The 16,562-nt window shown below is 64.3% G+C and carries 17 protein-coding genes; 1 reads left to right on the top strand and 16 read right to left on the bottom strand.

Going from position 1 to position 16,562, the window contains the following annotated elements; genetic code table 11:
• Positions 1-533: 533 nt before the first annotated feature.
• The 5 genes from MnOB_RS23720 to ribBA all read right to left on the bottom strand — a co-directional run bounded on the left by MnOB_RS23720 (position 534) and on the right by ribBA (position 6,217).
• Positions 534-1,682 carry an ABC transporter ATP-binding protein gene (locus MnOB_RS23720; RefSeq protein WP_077526832.1) on the bottom strand — a complete coding sequence of 383 codons (1,149 nt, stop codon included), beginning with the start codon at positions 1,680-1,682 and terminating at the stop codon, positions 534-536.
• A gap of 16 nt (positions 1,683-1,698) precedes the next feature.
• Entirely contained in the window at positions 1,699-2,508 is an 810-nt protein-coding gene (locus MnOB_RS23715; RefSeq protein ID WP_077526830.1) for an ABC transporter permease, read from the bottom strand.
• Positions 2,509-2,511: 3 nt separating this feature from the next.
• Positions 2,512-3,459: an ABC transporter permease gene (locus MnOB_RS23710; protein ID WP_077526931.1), complete on the bottom strand. Its 948-nt coding sequence runs from the start codon at positions 3,457-3,459 to the stop codon at positions 2,512-2,514.
• On the bottom strand, positions 3,456-4,481 hold the full coding sequence (locus MnOB_RS23705) for a polyamine ABC transporter substrate-binding protein (protein WP_077526828.1): 1,026 nt from the start codon (positions 4,479-4,481) through the stop codon (positions 3,456-3,458). Before MnOB_RS23705 ends, MnOB_RS23710 begins: the two co-directional genes overlap by 4 nt.
• Before the next feature lie 626 nt (positions 4,482-5,107).
• On the bottom strand, positions 5,108-6,217 hold the full coding sequence (gene ribBA / locus MnOB_RS23700) for a bifunctional 3,4-dihydroxy-2-butanone-4-phosphate synthase/GTP cyclohydrolase II (protein ID WP_077526826.1): 1,110 nt from the start codon (positions 6,215-6,217) through the stop codon (positions 5,108-5,110).
• An 80-nt stretch (positions 6,218-6,297) separates the two neighbouring features.
• On the opposite strand from ribBA, the gene MnOB_RS23695 reads away from it, so the two are divergent.
• Positions 6,298-6,591, top strand: a complete 294-nt coding sequence (locus MnOB_RS23695; RefSeq protein ID WP_077526825.1) for a DUF1330 domain-containing protein — start codon at positions 6,298-6,300, stop codon at positions 6,589-6,591.
• A gap of 111 nt (positions 6,592-6,702) precedes the next feature.
• Here the strand turns inward: MnOB_RS23695 and MnOB_RS23690 are convergent, their stop codons facing one another.
• The 11 genes from MnOB_RS23690 to MnOB_RS23645 form a co-directional block, all read right to left on the bottom strand.
• Positions 6,703-7,266 carry an NUDIX hydrolase gene (locus MnOB_RS23690; protein WP_077526823.1) on the bottom strand — a complete coding sequence of 188 codons (564 nt, stop codon included), beginning with the start codon at positions 7,264-7,266 and terminating at the stop codon, positions 6,703-6,705.
• Positions 7,267-7,270: 4 nt separating this feature from the next.
• A complete protein-coding gene (locus tag MnOB_RS23685) occupies positions 7,271-8,023 on the bottom strand; it encodes a GntR family transcriptional regulator (RefSeq protein ID WP_077526821.1) in 753 nt (250 codons plus the stop codon).
• Between the two features lie 81 nt (positions 8,024-8,104).
• Positions 8,105-8,494, bottom strand: a complete 390-nt coding sequence (locus MnOB_RS23680) for a carboxymuconolactone decarboxylase family protein (RefSeq protein WP_028628079.1) — start codon at positions 8,492-8,494, stop codon at positions 8,105-8,107.
• Between the two features lie 140 nt (positions 8,495-8,634).
• A complete protein-coding gene (locus tag MnOB_RS23675; protein ID WP_077526819.1) occupies positions 8,635-9,120 on the bottom strand; it encodes a flavin reductase family protein in 486 nt (161 codons plus the stop codon).
• 12 nt (positions 9,121-9,132) lie between these two features.
• Positions 9,133-10,614, bottom strand: a complete 1,482-nt coding sequence (locus tag MnOB_RS23670; RefSeq protein ID WP_077526817.1) for an aldehyde dehydrogenase — start codon at positions 10,612-10,614, stop codon at positions 9,133-9,135.
• Complete coding sequence (locus MnOB_RS23665) at positions 10,611-11,444, bottom strand: alpha/beta fold hydrolase (protein ID WP_077526815.1); 834 nt, start codon at positions 11,442-11,444, stop codon at positions 10,611-10,613. Before MnOB_RS23665 ends, MnOB_RS23670 begins: the two co-directional genes overlap by 4 nt.
• A 26-nt stretch (positions 11,445-11,470) precedes the next feature.
• Positions 11,471-12,061 (bottom strand): amino acid synthesis family protein, encoded by a 591-nt coding sequence (locus tag MnOB_RS23660; protein WP_077526813.1) that lies wholly within the window; start codon positions 12,059-12,061, stop codon positions 11,471-11,473.
• A 462-nt stretch (positions 12,062-12,523) separates the two neighbouring features.
• Entirely contained in the window at positions 12,524-13,879 is a 1,356-nt protein-coding gene (locus tag MnOB_RS23655) for a purine-cytosine permease family protein (RefSeq protein ID WP_077526811.1), read from the bottom strand.
• A 5-nt stretch (positions 13,880-13,884) separates the two neighbouring features.
• The gene (locus MnOB_RS23650) at positions 13,885-14,571 is read right to left on the bottom strand and encodes a cysteine hydrolase family protein (protein ID WP_077526929.1); all 687 of its coding nucleotides are present in this window, start codon (positions 14,569-14,571) and stop codon (positions 13,885-13,887) included.
• Positions 14,572-14,694: 123 nt separating this feature from the next.
• The gene (locus MnOB_RS29090; protein ID WP_199824586.1) at positions 14,695-14,853 is read right to left on the bottom strand and encodes a hypothetical protein; all 159 of its coding nucleotides are present in this window, start codon (positions 14,851-14,853) and stop codon (positions 14,695-14,697) included.
• 68 nt (positions 14,854-14,921) lie between these two features.
• On the bottom strand, positions 14,922-15,965 hold the full coding sequence (locus MnOB_RS23645) for an LLM class flavin-dependent oxidoreductase (protein ID WP_077526809.1): 1,044 nt from the start codon (positions 15,963-15,965) through the stop codon (positions 14,922-14,924).
• Positions 15,966-16,562 lie beyond the last annotated feature (597 nt).

The raw sequence follows: 16,562 nt of genomic DNA, 5'->3' as shown, positions 1-16,562 counted from the left end.
TTGAGGCCCCAAGAATGGGGGTTTCAGAGTATGTAAGGGTGGTTGTGCTGGATCACTTGGCGTTTGTTTTGGCCGCTGCCGGAATTTTGGCATGGCCGGAAAAATCGCCCGAGGACGTGGTCATGAGGCACTGGCTCCTACGCGTCGGTAGCCCGGAGGAGGTCAACAAGGAGGCAGAACAGGAATAGGGCTTGTGTAGGAGCGAATTCATTCGCGAAGCAGGCCGAAGGCCTGCCCTGAACCAACATCGCGAATGAATTCGCTCCCACAGGATCAGTCGGTAGCCCGGATGAAATCCGGGGCAAATCCAACCGTCGCTCCTGGATTTCATCCGGGTTACGAACTGGATGAGGCCGACAAGAGGGTCGAGCAGGACTAGACCGGTTCTGCCTGCGACCGCCGCGGACTTGTTGTAGGAGCGAGGGGGACGCCGAGTTCTTGCTCGCGAAAAAGATCGAGCTCGGTCTGTTCGCGAGCAAGCTCGCTCCTACAAGTCAGCGCAGCGGTCATGCGTCGAGCAAAGGATCAACGCCTCAATGTGCTCCGGCGCCCTTGACCAGGTCGCTTTCGTTCCACTCCGTGTAGACACAGGCATCGGCCGCGGCCCAGCGCAGCATGACCGGCGCGCCGGGTTGCAGCGGTGCGGTGGTGCCGGAAAGCTCCTTCAGGGTCAGGCTGGTGCCGCCCGCAGTGACGACGCTGCAGGTCAGGCTTTCACCGAGGAATACGGTTTCCGCGACCTTGGCCTGGATCTGGTTCCAGCCGGCGGCCAGGGGTTCGCGGGCGGCCTGTTCCGGGGTCAGGACCAGGGCTTTTTCCGGGCGCACCATCAGGATCAGGTCCTGGCCGTCATGCAGGCCGGCGGTGGGGCGGATGGCCAGGCTCTGGCCCTCGAAGCTGGCACCTGCATTGCCCTGGGCTTTCACCTTGAGGAAGTTGGAGTTGCCGAGGAAGGACGCCACGAACGCGTTCGGCGGGCTCTGGTAGAGGTCGTAGCCGCTGCCCAGGCCGACGATCTTGCCGTGGCTGAAGATGGCGATGCGCTGGGACAGGCGCATGGCTTCTTCCTGGTCGTGGGTCACGTAGACGATGGTGATGCCGAGGCGGCGGTGCAGGTGGCGCAGCTCGTCCTGCAAGTCTTCACGCAGTTTCTTGTCCAGGGCGCCCAGGGGTTCGTCCATCAGCAGGATGCGCGGCTCGTACACCAGGGCACGGGCGATCGCCACGCGCTGCTGCTGGCCACCAGAGAGCTGGGCCGGGCGGCGCTGGGCGAACTTGTCCAGTTGCACCAGCTTGAGCATGGCCTCGACGCGCCGCTCGCGTTCGCCGGCGGCCTGCTTGCGGATGTCCAGCGGGAAGCCGATGTTGTCGCGCACGTTGAGGTGCGGGAACAGCGAGTAACGCTGGAACACCATGCCGATGTCGCGCTTGTGCGGCGGCACGTTCACCAGGGATTTGCCGTCCACCAGGATTTCGCCGGAGCTGGGCGTCTCGAAGCCGGCCAACATCGACAGGGTGGTGCTCTTGCCCGAGCCGCTGGAGCCGAGGAAGGTGAGGAACTCGCCGTCCTGGATATCCAGGGAAATGTTGTCCACGGCGGCGAAGTCGCCGTAGTGCTTGTTCAGATTGCGCAGGCTGACCAGGGTCTTGTTTTCGCGGGTGTCTTGGATCACGGCACTCATTTTCTTACCTCGGCGCTCAGGCGCTTGCAGGGTTGCGCCGGCGCAGCACGGCGGCGATCACCATTACCAGTACGGACAGGCCGATCAGCAGCGTCGAGGCGACGGCGATCACCGGGGTCAGGTCCTGGCGCAGGGTGGTCCACATTTTCACGGGCAGGGTCTGCAGGGTCGGGCTGGCCATCATCACGCTCAGCACCACTTCATCCCAGGAGACCAGGAAGGCGAACAGCGCGCCGGCCATCATGCCGGGGCGGATCGCCGGGAAGGTCACCTTGAACACCGCCTGCAGCCGCGAGGCACCGCAGATCACCGCGGCATCTTCGATGGACTGATCGAACAGCTTCAGCGAGTTGATGATCGAGATGATGGTGAAGGGCAGGGCGACGATCACGTGGCTGACCACGAAGGAAAACAGCGTCCCGGTGTAGCCCAGCTTGAGGAACAGCGCGTACACGGCCACGGCGATGATCACCAGCGGCACGATCATCGGCAGGGTGAACAGGCCGTAGAGGAACTCGCGGCCGGGGAACTTGCCGCGCACCAGGGCGAAGGCGGTGGGCAGGCCCAGGGCCACGGAGCAGAGGGTGGTCAGCACGGCGACCTTGAGGCTCGCCAGGGCCGACTCCATCCACTCGGCGTTGGAGAAGAACTGTCCGTACCACTTCAGCGTCCAGCCCGGCGGCGGGAACACCAGCCACTGGGAGGAGCCGAAGGACAGCAGCACGATGAACAGGATCGGCAGCAGCAGGAAGGCCGCGATCACGCCCGTCGTGAGGTACAGGCCGACGCGCAGGCGCAGGCCCATGGCATTGGGTGACAGCAGCATGGCTTACCTCGCAGTGCTCGAAGCCACCGGCGATTCCGGTTGCAGCTTCAGGTAGAGGTAGAACAGGACCAGGGTGATGGCGATCAGCAACGCGGCGGCGGCACTGGCCAGGCCCCAGTTGAGGAACGACTGCACCTGCTGGACGATGAATTCCGGCAGCATCATGTTCTGCGCGCCGCCCAGCAGGGCTGGGGTGACGTAGTAACCGAGGGACATGACGAAGACCATCAGGCCACCGGAGAACAGGCCCGGACGGCACAGCGGCAGGAACACCTTGGTGAAGTTGGTCCAGGGGCTGGCGCCGCAGATCGAGCCGGCCTGCAGCACCATCGGGTCGATGGCCGACATGGTGGCCTGCAGCGGCAGCACGATGAACGGGATCATGATGTAGCTCATGCCGATCACCACGCCGGTGAGGTTGTGCACCATCTCCAGCGGCTGGTCGATGATGCCCAGCGCCATCAGCATCTTGTTGATCACGCCCGAGGCTTGCAGCAGAACGAGCCAGGAGTAAGTGCGTGCCAGCAGGCTGGTCCACATCGACAGCAGCACGATGTTCAGCAGCCAGCGGCCCCAGCCACGTGGCACCAGGGTGATCACCCAGGCCAGCGGGAAGCCCAGCAGCAGGCTGATCAGGGTCACCAGGCCGCCCACCGCGAAGGTGTTGAACAGCACGCGGGCATAGGCCGAGTTGGCGAACAGCTGCTCGTAGTTGCCCAGACCCGGCGTGGGTTCGAGCACGCCGCGCAGCAGCAGGCCGATCAGCGGAGCGAGAAAGAACAGGCCGAGGAACAGCAGCGCGGGGATCAGGTTGCGGGCGCCGCGCCAGCGCAGGGTGGTCTCGTTGACTTGGTTCATCGACGCAGCCTTGGAGTCAGTACCCGTGGAGGCGCGGGCTGCGCCTTCACGGGTCTTGGCCGGCGAGTCGGGCTGAATGGCAGCCATCTTCACTTGACCAGCCATTCGTTCCACCGCGCGGCGATTGCCGGGCCGTTCTTGGCCCAGTACGCATAGTCGAGGGTGATCTGATCCTTAGCGTAGGCAGTGGGCAGGTTGGGGGCGAGGTCTTCCTTGAGCTGGCCGACGCTGTCGACGTTCACCGGGGCATAGGCGGTGAGGTTGGCGAACTCGGCCTGGCCCTTGGCGCTGCTGGCGTTGGCCAGGAACTTCATGGCCGCGTCCTTGTTCTTGGCGCCCTTGGGGATGACCAGGAAATCGGCCATGACCAGGTTCTGCTTCCAGCTCACGCCGACCGGCGCGCCGTCCTGCTGCAGGGCATAGATGCGGCCGTTCCAGAACTGGCCGAGGGTGGCTTCGCCGGAGGCCAGCAGTTGCTGGGACTGGGCGCCGCCGCCCCACCAGACGATGTCATTCTTGATGGTGTCGAGCTTCTTGAAGGCGCGGTCCAGGTCCAGCGGGTAGAGCTTGTCGGCCGGGACGCCGTCCGCCAGCAGCGCCAGTTCCAGCACGCCGGGGCTCGGCCATTTGTAGAGAGCGCGCTTGCCCGGGTAGTTGGCGGTGTCGAACAGCGAGGTCCAGTCCTGCGGGGTCTTGCCGCCGACCTTGCCCTGGTTGTAGCCGAGCACGAAGGAGAAGAAGAAGGAGCCGACACCGTGGTCGGAAACGAAGCGCGGGTCGATCTTGTCGCGCTGGATCACGCCGAAGTCCAGGGGTTCGAGCAGGCCTTCGGCGGCGGCACGCAGGGCGAAGTCGGCCTCGACGTCTACCACGTCCCACTGCACGTTGCCGCTTTCGACCATGGCCTTGAGCTTGCCGTAGTCGGTAGGGCCGTCCTGCACGACGCGAATGCCGCTGGCTTCGCTGAAGGGCTCGGCCCAGGCCTGTTTCTGCGCATCCTGGGTCGTGCCGCCCCAGCTCACGAAGCTGAGGTTTTCGGCGGCGAGGGCAGCGGTGCTGGTCGCGGCCAGGAATGCTGCGGCGAATACCGCGGTTGCACGTTTTTTGAACACCATCTTGCTTGCCCTCATTGTTGTGTTTGTACGCAAGCGGGCTTCGCTTTCTACCCGCTTATCAGGAGCAGGGACCCCAGTGGCTGGGGCTTCAAGGGCGGCCGGGATGGGAGGCAGTTCCCGGAAAATTATCTCGGCCTACGGAATGTCATATTATGGTATTCCAAACTTTCTGCAAGTCCTCGGCGTTGCCGGTTATCGCCATTTGGGGGTGAGCGTTGGGTTGTGGGTGACGAGTGGTGGGGCAGGGGCGGGGGCTTTTACGGGGCTGATCCTACGTGGCAGGCCTGCGGCCTGCATCGCGACTGAAGTCGCTCCTACAGGATTGCGCCGTGGGTGAAGGGTGAGTCACCCCTCTCCTCTTCAGGGAGAGGGGCCGGGGGTGAGGGTGGTTTGGCTGGCGCGGAGCTGGCTACAAGTGGCAGTCCTTCTGCCTGCTTGGCGATTGAAATCGCCCCCACAGGATTGCGCCGAGGGAGTGGCTTGAGTCACCCCTCTCCTCTTCAGGGAGAGGGGCTGGGGGTGAGGGTGGTTTGGCTGGCGCGGAGCTGGCTACGAGTGGCAGCCCTTCGGCCTGCTTGGCGATTGAAATCGCCCCTACAGGATTCCGCCATGGAAGGGGCCGTGAGTCACCCCTCGAACGGCAAAGTCTCCACCACTTCCAGGTCGTAGCCGGTCAGGCCCGCATATTTCAGCGGTGCGCCGAGGTGGCGCAGTTTGCCCACGCCCAGGTCCTGGAGGATCTGCGCGCCGGTGCCGACTTCGGAGTAGATACGCGATTGCGAGCGGCTGAACTGGCGGCGTGGCTGGGTGAGTTGCGGCACGCGTTCCAGCAGGGCCTGGGAAGATTCGTTGTTGGCCAGTACCACCACAACGCCACGGCCGGCTTCGGCCACTTTCTCCAGGGCGGCCCAGAGCGTCCAGTTCTTCGGCCCGGTGTATTCGGCGCCGACCAAGTCGCGCAGAGGGTCGATCACGTGGACCCGCACCAGGGTGGGTTCATCGCGACGGATATCCCCCATCACCATGGCCATGTGCACGCCGCCTTCGATGCGGTCTTCGTAGGTGACCAGGCGGAAGGTGCCATGCACGGTGGGCAGGTCGCGCTCGCCGATGCGGGTGACGGTGTGTTCGGTACTGAGGCGGTAGTGGATCAGGTCGGCGATGGTGCCGATCTTGATGTCGTGCTTCTCGGCGAAGGCTTCCAGGTCTGGGCGGCGCGCCATGCTGCCGTCGTCATTCATCACCTCGACTATGACCGCGGCCGGGGTGAAACCCGCCAGGCGCGCCAGGTCGCAGCCGGCTTCGGTGTGTCCGGCGCGGGTCAGCACGCCGCCTTCGCGAGCGCGCAGGGGGAAGATGTGACCGGGTTGTACCAGGTCGTCGGGCTGAACCTCGGGGGCCACGGCGGTAAGTACGGTGTGGGCGCGATCGGCGGCGGAGATGCCGGTGGTCACGCCCGTGGCGGCTTCGATGGAGACGGTGAACGCGGTGGCGAAGGCGCTGCCGTTGGCTGGCACCATTTGTTCCAGGCCGAGGCGCTCGCAGTGCTCGTCGGTCAGGGTCAGGCAGATCAGTCCACGGGCTTCTCTAGCCATGAAGTTGATTGCGGCGGGGGTGCACATTTCCGCTGCCAGCAGCAGGTCGCCCTCGTTCTCGCGGTCCTCGTCGTCCACCAGCAGGACCATCTTGCCCTGGCGGAAGTCTTCGATGATTTCTTCGATGCGATTGAACGGCATGGCGCGACACCTGACTGGATCAAGGGGAAAGGTTTCTGGTATACCATAATACCAATTTAACCGGAACAGCAGAGGTCAGCATGAAGGCTTACTGGATCGCCCACGTCGATGTGACGGACCCGGAACGCTATAGCGAGTACACCCGTCGCGCCCCTGCGGTGTTCGCTCGATACGGGGGCAGGCTGCTGGCCCGTGGCGGCCGTTCACAGGCGATGGAAGGCCGCACTACTCCCCAGCGTAGCGTGGTGATCGAGTTCACTTCCTACGAGCAGGCGTTGGCCTGCTACCACTCGGCGGAATACCAGGAGGCCTGTGGATATCGCCAGGGCGTGGCGAAGGCGGAGGTGATCATTGTGGAGGGGGTGGAGCCGTAGGTTGGTGCCCGACCTGATGTGGGAGCGACTTCAGTCGCGAAGCGGCCCGCAGGGCCGCCAGCTACGGAAATCGCGAATGAATTCGCTCCCACAGCCGTATCACATGTGGTTTCAGCGGATGAAGTGAATCTTCCCGGTATCGTCATTACCCATGTAGATGCCATACACACCCGCCGCGCGTTCTTCGATGTAGCGCTCGAGAATCTGCCGGATGGCGGGGTAGTAGATGGCGTCCCAGGGAATCTCTTCGGGGGCGAAGAAGCGGTAGTCCATGGTTTCCGGGCCGTGCTGGCCGGTCACGTCCAGGGCGATGGCGCGGAAGATGATGTAGACCTCGCTGATCTTCGGCACGCTGAAGATGGAGTAGGGCGAGACGATCTCGGCGCGCACGCCGCTCTCTTCCCAGACCTCGCGCAGAGCCGCTTCCTCGGTGGTCTCGCCATTTTCCATGAAGCCCGCGGGGAGCGTCCAGGTGCCGGGGCGCGGCGGGATGGCGCGCTGGCAGAGCAGGTACTTGCCGTCCTGCTCGATGATGCAGCCGGCGATGACCTTCGGGTTTTCGTAGTGGATGTAGCCGCAGCCGCCGCAGATCAGGCGCGAATGGGTGTCCCCGTCGGGTTGCCGGCGGCTCAGTTCGCCTGAGCCGCACTGGGGGCAGAAACGCGGGGCGGGCATGGTGTCAGCGCCCTATGCGCGGCTCTTTGAGGGCGATCGGGCTGGCGATGTCGCGCACCTTGCCCGGTTCGTCCTGCTTGGACTTGAGGTAGTCCAGGGCCACCTTGGCGGCGGCGCGGACGTGGTCCACCGAAGCCTGGTGGGCGGCCAGCGGGTCGCCGCTCTTGATGGCTTCGACGATGCGTTCCATTTCCTTGTTGCTGGCGCCGCGGCGGTTCTCCTGGGACACGGACGTGGCGCGCAGGTAGCTGATGCGCGCCTGCAACTGGCGCAGTTGGGTGGCGGCGATGTGGTTGCCGGAACCTTCCAGCAGCACGTCGTAGAAGCCCTGGACCGATTCCAGTACCTGCTGCAGCTCGCCTTCCTCGAGGGCCTCGCGGTTCTCCGCCAGGGCCTTCTCCAGGGCGCGGATGTCCTTGGCCTTGGCGTTGAGGGTGAAGAGCTGGACGATCAGGCCTTCGAGCACGCAGCGCAGCTCGTAGATATCGCAGGCGTCTTCGAGGGTGATGATGGCCACGCGCGGACCCTTGGCATCGGCGAACTCCACCAGGCCTTCCGACTCCAGGTGGCGCAGAGCCTCGCGTACCGAAGTGCGGCTGACGCCCAGGCGGTCGCAGAGGTCGCGCTCCACCAGGCGGTCGCCGGGCAGCAGCTGGAAGTTCAGGATGGCGCCCCGCAGCTTGTCGAGGACGATCTCGCGCAGGGTGACGGGATTGCGGTTGACCTTGAAGCTGTCGTCGAGGGGCAAGCGTTTCATGTGGTCCGCTCTGGTTATGGCTGTCCGTAGGAAAGACGAAGGAGCACCACAGGGTGCTCCATCATCGGGTGGTGCCGGCGGTCAACCCTGTGCCTCTGCGTCGGCCTCGGCGAAGGCTTCGCGAGCGATGCGGAAGCTGTCGACTGCCGCCGGCACACCGCAGTAGATGCCGACTTGCAGGAGGATTTCGCGGATCTGCTCGCGGGACAGGCCGTTACGCAGGGCACCGCGAACATGCAGTTTCAGCTCGTGGGGGCGGTTGAGCGCCGAAATCATCGCCAAGTTTATCATGCTGCGTTCTTTCAGCGATAAGCCGTCCCGGCCCCAGACGTGGCCCCAGCAGTACTCGGTGACCAGCTCCTGCAGCGGGCGGGTGAAGTCGTCGGCATTCTGGATCGACTTGTTCACGTAGGCCTCGCCCAGCACCTGGGTGCGGATTTCCAGGCCCTTTTCGTATTTCTCGTTGCTCATGGGGTTCTCCTTCTCTTCTGTAGGAGCTGGCTGGCCAGCGAAGGCTCCTGGGACAGGTTCGCGAACAAACTTGCTCCTACAGGTACGGCAATAAAAAAGGGCCGCTGTCGAGAGTGGCGAGCAGCGGCCCTGAAGGTGACTCAGGAAATCTCCGGCAGGGCGCCGAGCTTGCCCTTGTGGTAGAGCATCGGCGTGACTTCGTCAGTGGGCAGGATCAGATTCCTCACCGCCCCGACGATGATCGCGTGGTCCCCGCCGTCGTATTCGCGCCACAGCTCGCACTCGATGATCGCGGTGGCCTTGGAGAGCAGCGGGTTGCCCAGCTCACTCAGGCGCCAGTCGATGCCCTTTGCCTTGTCCTTGCCCTTCTTGGCGAAGGCGTAGGCTTCGGCCTGCTGGTCGGCGCAGAGCAGGTGGATGGCGAACTGCTTGCTGTCGCGCAGGATCGGGTAAGTGTCCGAGGCGTAGTTGGGGCAGAACAGCACCAGGGCCGGGTCGATGGACAGGGCACTGAAGGCGCTGGCGGTGATGCCGACGATGTCCCCTTCGGCGTCCAGGGTGGTGACCACCGTGACGCCGGAGGGGAAGGAGCCCATCACTTCTTTGTAGATGCCGGGTTCGATCATGGTGGTGCCCTCTCAGCGCATCACGAAGGGGTCGGGCATGGGGGCCTGCGAGAGGTTGATCCACACCGTTTTCAGCTCGGTGTAGGCCAGCACCGAATCGATGCCGCTCTCACGGCCATAGCCGCTGTTGTGGAAACCGCCGATGGGCGCCATGGCCGAAACCGCGCGGTAGGTATTGACCCAGATGATCCCGGAGCGAACGTCACGGGCCATGCGGTGGGCACGGCCCAGGTCGCGGGTCCAGATGCCGGCGGCGAGGCCGAACTGGGAGTCGTTGGCGATGGCCAGGGCTTCTGCTTCGTCCTTGAAGCGGATGACCGAAGCCACCGGGCCGAAGACTTCTTCCTGCATGATCTTCATCGAGTTGCTGTCGCACTCGAACAGCGTCGGCTCGTAGTACCAGCCCTGCTCGTCGATTGCCGGACGCTTGCCGCCCATGCGCAGGCGAGCACCTTCGGCGAGGGCGTCGGCCACCAGGCCTTCGACCACGGCGAGTTGCTGCGCGGTGGCCATGGGGCCCATCTCGCTGCTCTCGTCCTGCGGGTTGCCGATGCGGATGCGCTGGGCGCGGGCCACCAGGCGTTTGACGAACTCGTCGTAGATCTCGTCCTGCACCAGCAGGCGCGAGCCGGCCACGCAGCTCTGCCCGGAGGCGGCGTAGATGCCGGCCACGGCGCCGTTGATGGCGCTGTCCAGGTCGGCATCGGCGAAGATGATGTTGGGCGACTTGCCGCCCAGTTCCAGCGACAGCTTGGCGAAGTTCTCCGCGCTACTGCGTACCACGTGACGCGCGGTGGCGGCGCCGCCGGTGAAGGCGATCTTGCGCACCAGCGGATGACGGGTCAGTGCCGCGCCGGTGCTCGGTCCGAAACCGGTAACCACGTTGACCACGCCCGCCGGGATGCCGGCTTCAAGGGCCAGGCGCGCCAGCTCGAGGATGGTCGCCGAGGCATGCTCGGAAGGCTTGAGGACGATGGTGTTGCCGGCCGCCAGGGCCGGCGCCAGCTTGATCGCGGTCAGGTAGAGCGGGCTGTTCCACGGGATGATCCCGGCGACCACGCCCAGCGGCTCGTGCACGGTGTAGGCGAACAGCTCGGGCTTATCCAGCGGCAGGGTGCCGCCTTCCAGCTTGTCCGCGAGGCCGGCGGTGTAGTGGAAGAATTCCGGCAGGTAGCCGACCTGGCCGCGGGTTTCGCGGATCAGCTTGCCGTTGTCGCGGCTTTCCAGCTGGGCCAGGTGTTCCTTGTTCTCGGCGATCAGGTCACCCAGGCGGCGCAGCAGTTTGCCCCGCGCGGTGGCGGAAAGGCCGCGCCAGGCCGGGTTTTCGAAAGCCTTCTGGGCCGCCTGTACGGCACGCTCGACATCGGCCTCGTCGGCATCGGGCAGTTCCGCCCAGGGCGCGGCGAGCGCCGGGTTGAGGCTTTCGAAGGTCTTGCCGGACAGCGCATCGACCCACTGGCCGTCGATGCACATCTGGAAGCGTGCGAGCGTCATGCGACGATCCCCTTTGCTTGGTTCTGTAAGGTCTGCGCCTGCTGGAGGAAATCCAGCAGCATCTGGTTGACCAGACGCGGCGACTCCACCGGCATCATGTGCCGTTGCTCTTCGAGCACCGCCACCTGGGCACCGGGAATGCGCTCAGCCAGTTGCCGGGCCATCTCGGGCGTCGAGCCCGGGTCCAGTTCGCCGGTGGCGACCAGGGTCGGCACCTTGATGTTGCCGAGGTCATCGACCCGATACATGTCCTGGGTGGCGAACAGCTCATAGGTAGTCAGATAGCCCTGCGGATCGTTGCTGGCAAGGGTCTGGCGAATGGCGGCGATCTGCGCCGGGTTGGCTGCCTGGTACTCGCGGCTGAACCAGCGCGACAGGGCGGCTTCGGCGTTGGCATCCGGGCCGTGTTCGGCGGCCTGGCGAGTGCGTTCGATCACCCCGGCGCGCTGTTCGGCGCTGCGGTTGAACACGCTGTTGAGGATCACCAGTCCTTCAATCTGCTGCGGGTGGTGCAGGGCGAATGCCCGCGCCACCAGTCCACCCATGGAGAAGCCGATGACCGTGGCCCGCTCCAGCTTCAGGTGCTCCAGCAGTTCCCGCAGTTGCTCGGCATAACCCACCAGCCCGGTGCCCGGTTCCGGACGCGGGCTGGCGCCGTGGCCGAGCATGTCGTAGGCGATGACCTGGAACTGCGGGGCCAGGCCGACGATCTGGCCGCCCCACATTTCCTTGTTCAGGCCGACCCCGTGGATCAGTACCACGGGGTGGCCTTGGCCGGTCGCCAGATAACTGGTGCCGGCCGGTGTGCGTTCAGCGGTAAGCCGAATCATGGATCGCTCCTGCACGGGCCTTGGGATTACTGGGCCTGCTCGGCGGCCAGCTCTTCCAGATCGATGTAGCGGTTGCCGATGCGCGGGTGCAGGCGGCCACCATCTGCAGCGCCCAGCACGACGATGATTTCGTCGGCGCGCGGTGCATCTTCGATCTGCATTTCAAGGGTGATGTAGTGGGAGCGCAGGCCCTCGTCGTCCTTGTGCATCATCGGGATCTGGATCGAGGTGCCCGGGCCGCCGCGCTTGTTGGTGAAGCTCAGGTAGCTCTTGGCGTTCACTGCCTGGCGGTAGTGGTTGCCGAAGCGCAGGGTGTGGATAACCGCGGACGCGTGCTCGATCTCGCCGTCGGCACCGACCACAGCGGCCTTGCCATAGGCCTCGATCTTCGCGGCACCGCCGATGGCGGCGGTCAGACGCTCGACCATCATGGCGCCCAGATCGGAGCAGTTGGCCCGGATTTCGGGCTTGAGGTCTTCGACGAAGCCACGGCCGAGCCACGGGTTCTTCATCACCACTGCCAGGCCCACCATGGTCACCGGTTTGTCGGTGGCCTTGCCGCCTTCGATGAAGGTCTCTTCCACGTAGCTGACGATCTTGCGAATTTCGAAGCTCATTGGGCTCTCCTGGTTTGGGAAGTCTCTTGCTGTCTGATGGTATACCATAATATTGAATATGCAAGAGTCAGCCGCCGGGGGAGGGAAGGCCTTGGCGACGGAAGGTCGTGCGGGATTGGCTGCGGGCCAGGAAAGCCGCCTGTTGCGAGGGAGAAGAGGGGCGCGAAGGATACGGGAAAACATGGAATACCGTAATACGAGATTCCATGTGGATGTGCCGGTGTGGGCTTTGTAGGTTGTGGCTCAGCTACGCGAAGCCCAACGGATGGGACGTTGGGCCTCGTTCCTCGGACCAACCTACGACTGGCCCTGCGCTCTGACTGGCGAATGAGTTCATCCACAGAAGGAAGATAGCCTTTGTAGGTTGCGTCTGAGCTACGCGAAGCCCAACGGACGGAGTTTCCCCGGGCATTGGGCCTCGTTCCTCGGACCAACCTACGGCCTGCCTCCGAATGAATCGGGTTACAAAAGCTGGAGATCGCGCGCGAGGCTGCGCCGCATCGCCCAGTAGTAGGTGAGCGCCGGCACCACCAGCCCTACCACCCAGGCCAGATCGACACCGTCCAGCGCGTTGGCAATGGGGCCGACATAAAGGGTGGTGTTCATGAACGGAATCTCCAGCAGGATCGCCAGCACGAAGCTGCCGCAGGCCACCAGGTTGACCCGGCCGTAGCGGCCGTCCAGGTCGAAGATGTCCGGCACGCAGTAGTCGCCTTTCCTCAGGCAGTAGTAGTCCACCAGGTTGATGGCGGTCCACGGGATGAGGAAGTAGCTCATGAAGAAGATGAAGTTCAGGAAATAGCTGATGAAGTTTTCCTGGCTGATAGTGCACAGCGCGGTGGCGATCATGCTGATGGCCAGCATGAACAGACCCCGCACCCGTGGCGTCACCCGCAGGCGGGCGAAGGGTTCGATCACCGTGACCGTGGACATGAAGGCGCCATAGAGGTTGAACACGTTGATCGCCACCTGGCCGTAGAGAATGAAGGCGAACAGCGGCAAGGCGGCACTACTGAACATGAGGGCCAGATGGCTGCCGACATTGTCGGAGAATCCGCCGATGGCCACGCTGAGCATCGCTCCAAGGATCATCATCCAGGCGCCGCCGGCCACGGTGCCGGCATAGCTGAACCAGAACACCCGCGACATCGGCGTGTTGCTCGGCAGGTAGCGCGAGTAGTCGGCGACGTAGGGGGCATAGGAGAGCTGCCAGGTGACCGCGATGCTTACCGCCACCATGAACTTGGCCAGCGAGAACCCCACCGGTGACCACTGCCCTTCAGGCACCGGCAGGCCCAGGGCCAGCGCGGTGGCGACCAGGAACACCAGCACCGAGAGCAGCGACAGCAACTTCTGCAACCGATGGATCAGGCGATAACCATAGAGTGCCACCACGAAGCACAGTGCCCCGATCAGATAGATGTTGGCGTCGCCGCCCAGCGGGCTCACCGACTCGATGGCCTGGGCCGCCAGCAAGGTATTGCTGACGAAGAAGCCCAGGTAGATGAGCATCACGAACAGCAGCGGCAACACGGCGCCGATCACGCCGAACTGGGCGCGGCTCTGGATCATCTGCGGGATGCCCAGCTTCGGTCCCTGGGCCGAGTGCGAGGCCATGAAGATGGCACCGATCAGCGAGCCGAGGATGATTGCCACGGCGCTCCAGAACAGGTTCAGGCCTATCACTACCGGCAGCACGCCGGAGGCGATGGTGGTGATGTTCATGTTGGCGCCGAACCAGATGTAGAACAGTGAGCCTGGCTTGCCATGGCGCTCGCTTTCGGGGATGAAATCGATGCTTCTTTTCTCGACGTGCATGGCGATCACTCCTGCTCGCGCTGGGACAGGCCCAGAGCGGATTGAAGACGGGCGATGGTGGCGATGAACTGCTCGGGACTATGGGCGAACTGGTCCGGCTCGGTCGGGCGGCAGGACTGGCAGGGCGCACCTTCCAGGGCCTTGAGGTACTGCGCGGTGGAGAAGAGCTCGATCGCGTAGACCCAGTTGGCGAGGATCAGCAGGGCGGCGTTGTGGGCGGCTTCCGTGGTGCTGGTGCAGGCGTCGGCGATGAGGTCGACGCCGTAGCCCAGGGCGAAGGCGTCCAGCACCGTGGCCAGCACACAGGCGTCGGTGAGCACGCCGCTCACCACCAGTCGGCTTACGCCCAACTGGCGCAACTTCCGGTCGAGGTCGGTGCGGTGGAAGGCGCTGTAGCGCGGCTTGTCGATCACCCAATCACCGGGGCGGGGCGCCAGGTGCTCGATGATCTCCACCTGGGGCGTGCCGGCGCAGTAGCTGAGCGGGCGTCCGACGGCGTCCAGCGGCTCGCCGGGCGGCAGGTCGCTGCCGTCCGCCGCGTTGATGTGGCGGGTGTAGAGGATGGGGATGCCGGCATGTCGGGACGCGTCCAGCAGGCGGGCGCTGTTGTGGATAACCCGATCGAAGCCATGCAGGGGGAAACCATCCTCCTGCTGCATGTCGATGACGAGGAAAGCTCTGTCTGTGTTCATGCGCAACTCTTGTTGTTGTTCGGCCATGAATGCGCGGCGACAGGCAGCATCGGCCAGGTGCACGGGCACCTCGGTCGAGCGGCGAAGCGTCGGACGCGGGCGAATTTCAGCGTTGAGAGTTGCTTAGCGGACTATCTGCCAGAAGCCGTTCTGCTTGGCAGTGACGGAGGAGCGCAGGCGTTTGAGGAAGAGATGGGCGGGCGTCCACTTGCCGCGCAGGTAGGCCATGGCGGCCCCGGGCAGTGGGTTGCGGGAGCAGAGGGTGATGCCAGTCTTGTACATGGCGTTCGACCACCTGTGGGTTGGTGAAAGGCGGCCGGATCGCCCGATCCGGCCGCTTGCGGCATCTGTCAGCGGAACGCCGGCACCACGTGCTTGATGAAGAGCTCCAGGGACTTCTTCTTCTCGGCGTGGGACAGGCTGTTATCTGCCCAGAAGCTGAACTCGTCAACGCCCAGTTCCTGGTAGTGGCGAATACGTGCGATCACTTCTTCCGGGGTACCGATCATGGTGTTCTTGTGGATGTTCTCCAACTCGAATTCCGGGCGGTCCTTGAACTTCTCTTCCGGGCTGGGCTGGAGGATACCGTTGACCGGGGTTTCCTTGTTGCCGAACCAGGCATCGAAGGTGCGATAGAAGCGCGAGATGGCCTTGGCGCCGACTTTCCAGCCTTCCGGGTCGTCTGCGCTGTGCACATGGGTGTGACGCAGCACCATGAGTTGCGGGCGCGGCACGTCCGGGTTGTTGGCCAGCGCGGCCTCGAACTTGTTCTTCAGGTCCACCACTTCCTCGTCACCCTTCATCAGCGGGGTGACCATCACGTTGCAGCCGTTGGCCACGGCGAAGTTGTGGGAGTCCGGGTCGCGGGCAGCGATCCAGATCGGCGGGGTCGGCTTCTGGATCGGACGCGGCGAGGAGGTGGACGTGGGGAATTTCCAGATTTCACCGTCGTGGGCGACATCGCCCTGCCACAGCGCCTTCACCACCGGAACCATCTCGCGCAGCGCCTGGCCGCCGCTGGTGGCGGGCATGCCGCCGGCCATGCGGTCGAACTCGTACTGGTAGGCGCCACGGGCCAGGCCCACTTCCATGCGGCCGTTGCTGATCACGTCCAGCAGCGCGCATTCACCGGCGACGCGGATGGGGTGCCAGAAGGGCGCGATGATGGTACCGGCGCCGAGGCGAATGGTGCTGGTGCGGGCGGCGAGGTAGGAGAGCAGCGGCATGGGGCTCGGCGAGATGGTGTACTCCATCGCATGGTGCTCGCCGATCCACACGGTGCTGAATCCGCCGGCCTCGGCCATCAGCGTCAGCTCGGTCAGATCATCGAACAGCTGGCGGTGGCTGATCTGCTCGTCGTAGCGCTCCATGTGCACGAACAAAGAGAATTTCATGTCGCTTACCTCGAACCTTTTTCTGCGTGGCCACGGAGCGGCCGCTGCGGTGGGGTGACGCCGCCAGAGGCCTTCTGACCTGCTCGGTGGCTTGCTGGATATTGGTATACCATAATACGGAATATCTGCAAGGTCTTTCCGCCAGAACAACCTTGCCGTGGGTATCGCCGAGTGCCCCCAAGCGTTGGGCCTCGTTCCTCGGACCAACCTACGGCAGGACTGCGTCCTGCATGGCGAATGAATTCGCCCCCACAGGAAGAGCGCTGGATTCGAACCTCCGCGCAGGCTGCTCCCTCTCCCTCTGGGAGAGGGCTGGGGTGAGGGCGGCCGAGTTCAGCACGAACTTCCCGTAGGTTGGTGCAGAGCGAAGCGAAGCCCAACGGAAGGAGCGTCCGCAGGCGTTGGGCCTCGTTCCTCGGACCAACCTACGGCAGGACTGCGTCCTGCTTGGCGAATGAATTCGCCCCCACAGGAAGAGCGCCGGATTCGAACCTCAGCGCAGGCTGCTCTGAAGTGGTCAAGTAAAACTGGACACCGGTTTAGGTTTATCCAGCCAGCGCTTCGCGCTGTACCGGTGTCTGGTAGTTGTTGTAGCTG

It is taken from the genome of Metapseudomonas resinovorans (genome assembly GCF_002003485.1).
GTDB classification, from domain to species: domain Bacteria; phylum Pseudomonadota; class Gammaproteobacteria; order Pseudomonadales; family Pseudomonadaceae; genus Metapseudomonas; species Metapseudomonas resinovorans_D.
This window is presented reverse-complemented; position numbering and strand designations above follow the sequence as displayed.

What these genes read in the sequence shown, in the direction of transcription:
- MnOB_RS23675 (WP_077526819.1), bottom strand. Translation starts at nt 9,120, where the DNA reads ATGATCGAACCCGGCATCTACAAAGAAGTGATGGGCTCCTTCCCCTCC.
- MnOB_RS23655 (WP_077526811.1), bottom strand. Translation starts at nt 13,879, where the DNA reads ATGCACGTCGAGAAAAGAAGCATCGATTTCATCCCCGAAAGCGAGCGC.
- MnOB_RS23715 (WP_077526830.1), bottom strand. Translation starts at nt 2,508, where the DNA reads ATGCTGCTGTCACCCAATGCCATGGGCCTGCGCCTGCGCGTCGGCCTG.
- MnOB_RS23680 (WP_028628079.1), bottom strand. Translation starts at nt 8,494, where the DNA reads ATGAGCAACGAGAAATACGAAAAGGGCCTGGAAATCCGCACCCAGGTG.
- MnOB_RS23665 (WP_077526815.1), bottom strand. Translation starts at nt 11,444, where the DNA reads ATGATTCGGCTTACCGCTGAACGCACACCGGCCGGCACCAGTTATCTG.
- ribBA (WP_077526826.1), bottom strand. Translation starts at nt 6,217, where the DNA reads ATGCCGTTCAATCGCATCGAAGAAATCATCGAAGACTTCCGCCAGGGC.
- MnOB_RS23695 (WP_077526825.1), top strand. Translation starts at nt 6,298, where the DNA reads ATGAAGGCTTACTGGATCGCCCACGTCGATGTGACGGACCCGGAACGC.
- MnOB_RS23720 (WP_077526832.1), bottom strand. Translation starts at nt 1,682, where the DNA reads ATGAGTGCCGTGATCCAAGACACCCGCGAAAACAAGACCCTGGTCAGC.
- MnOB_RS23670 (WP_077526817.1), bottom strand. Translation starts at nt 10,614, where the DNA reads ATGACGCTCGCACGCTTCCAGATGTGCATCGACGGCCAGTGGGTCGAT.
- MnOB_RS23705 (WP_077526828.1), bottom strand. Translation starts at nt 4,481, where the DNA reads ATGGTGTTCAAAAAACGTGCAACCGCGGTATTCGCCGCAGCATTCCTG.
- MnOB_RS29090 (WP_199824586.1), bottom strand. Translation starts at nt 14,853, where the DNA reads ATGTACAAGACTGGCATCACCCTCTGCTCCCGCAACCCACTGCCCGGG.
- MnOB_RS23650 (WP_077526929.1), bottom strand. Translation starts at nt 14,571, where the DNA reads ATGAACACAGACAGAGCTTTCCTCGTCATCGACATGCAGCAGGAGGAT.
- MnOB_RS23660 (WP_077526813.1), bottom strand. Translation starts at nt 12,061, where the DNA reads ATGAGCTTCGAAATTCGCAAGATCGTCAGCTACGTGGAAGAGACCTTC.
- MnOB_RS23685 (WP_077526821.1), bottom strand. Translation starts at nt 8,023, where the DNA reads ATGAAACGCTTGCCCCTCGACGACAGCTTCAAGGTCAACCGCAATCCC.
- MnOB_RS23690 (WP_077526823.1), bottom strand. Translation starts at nt 7,266, where the DNA reads ATGCCCGCCCCGCGTTTCTGCCCCCAGTGCGGCTCAGGCGAACTGAGC.
- MnOB_RS23645 (WP_077526809.1), bottom strand. Translation starts at nt 15,965, where the DNA reads ATGAAATTCTCTTTGTTCGTGCACATGGAGCGCTACGACGAGCAGATC.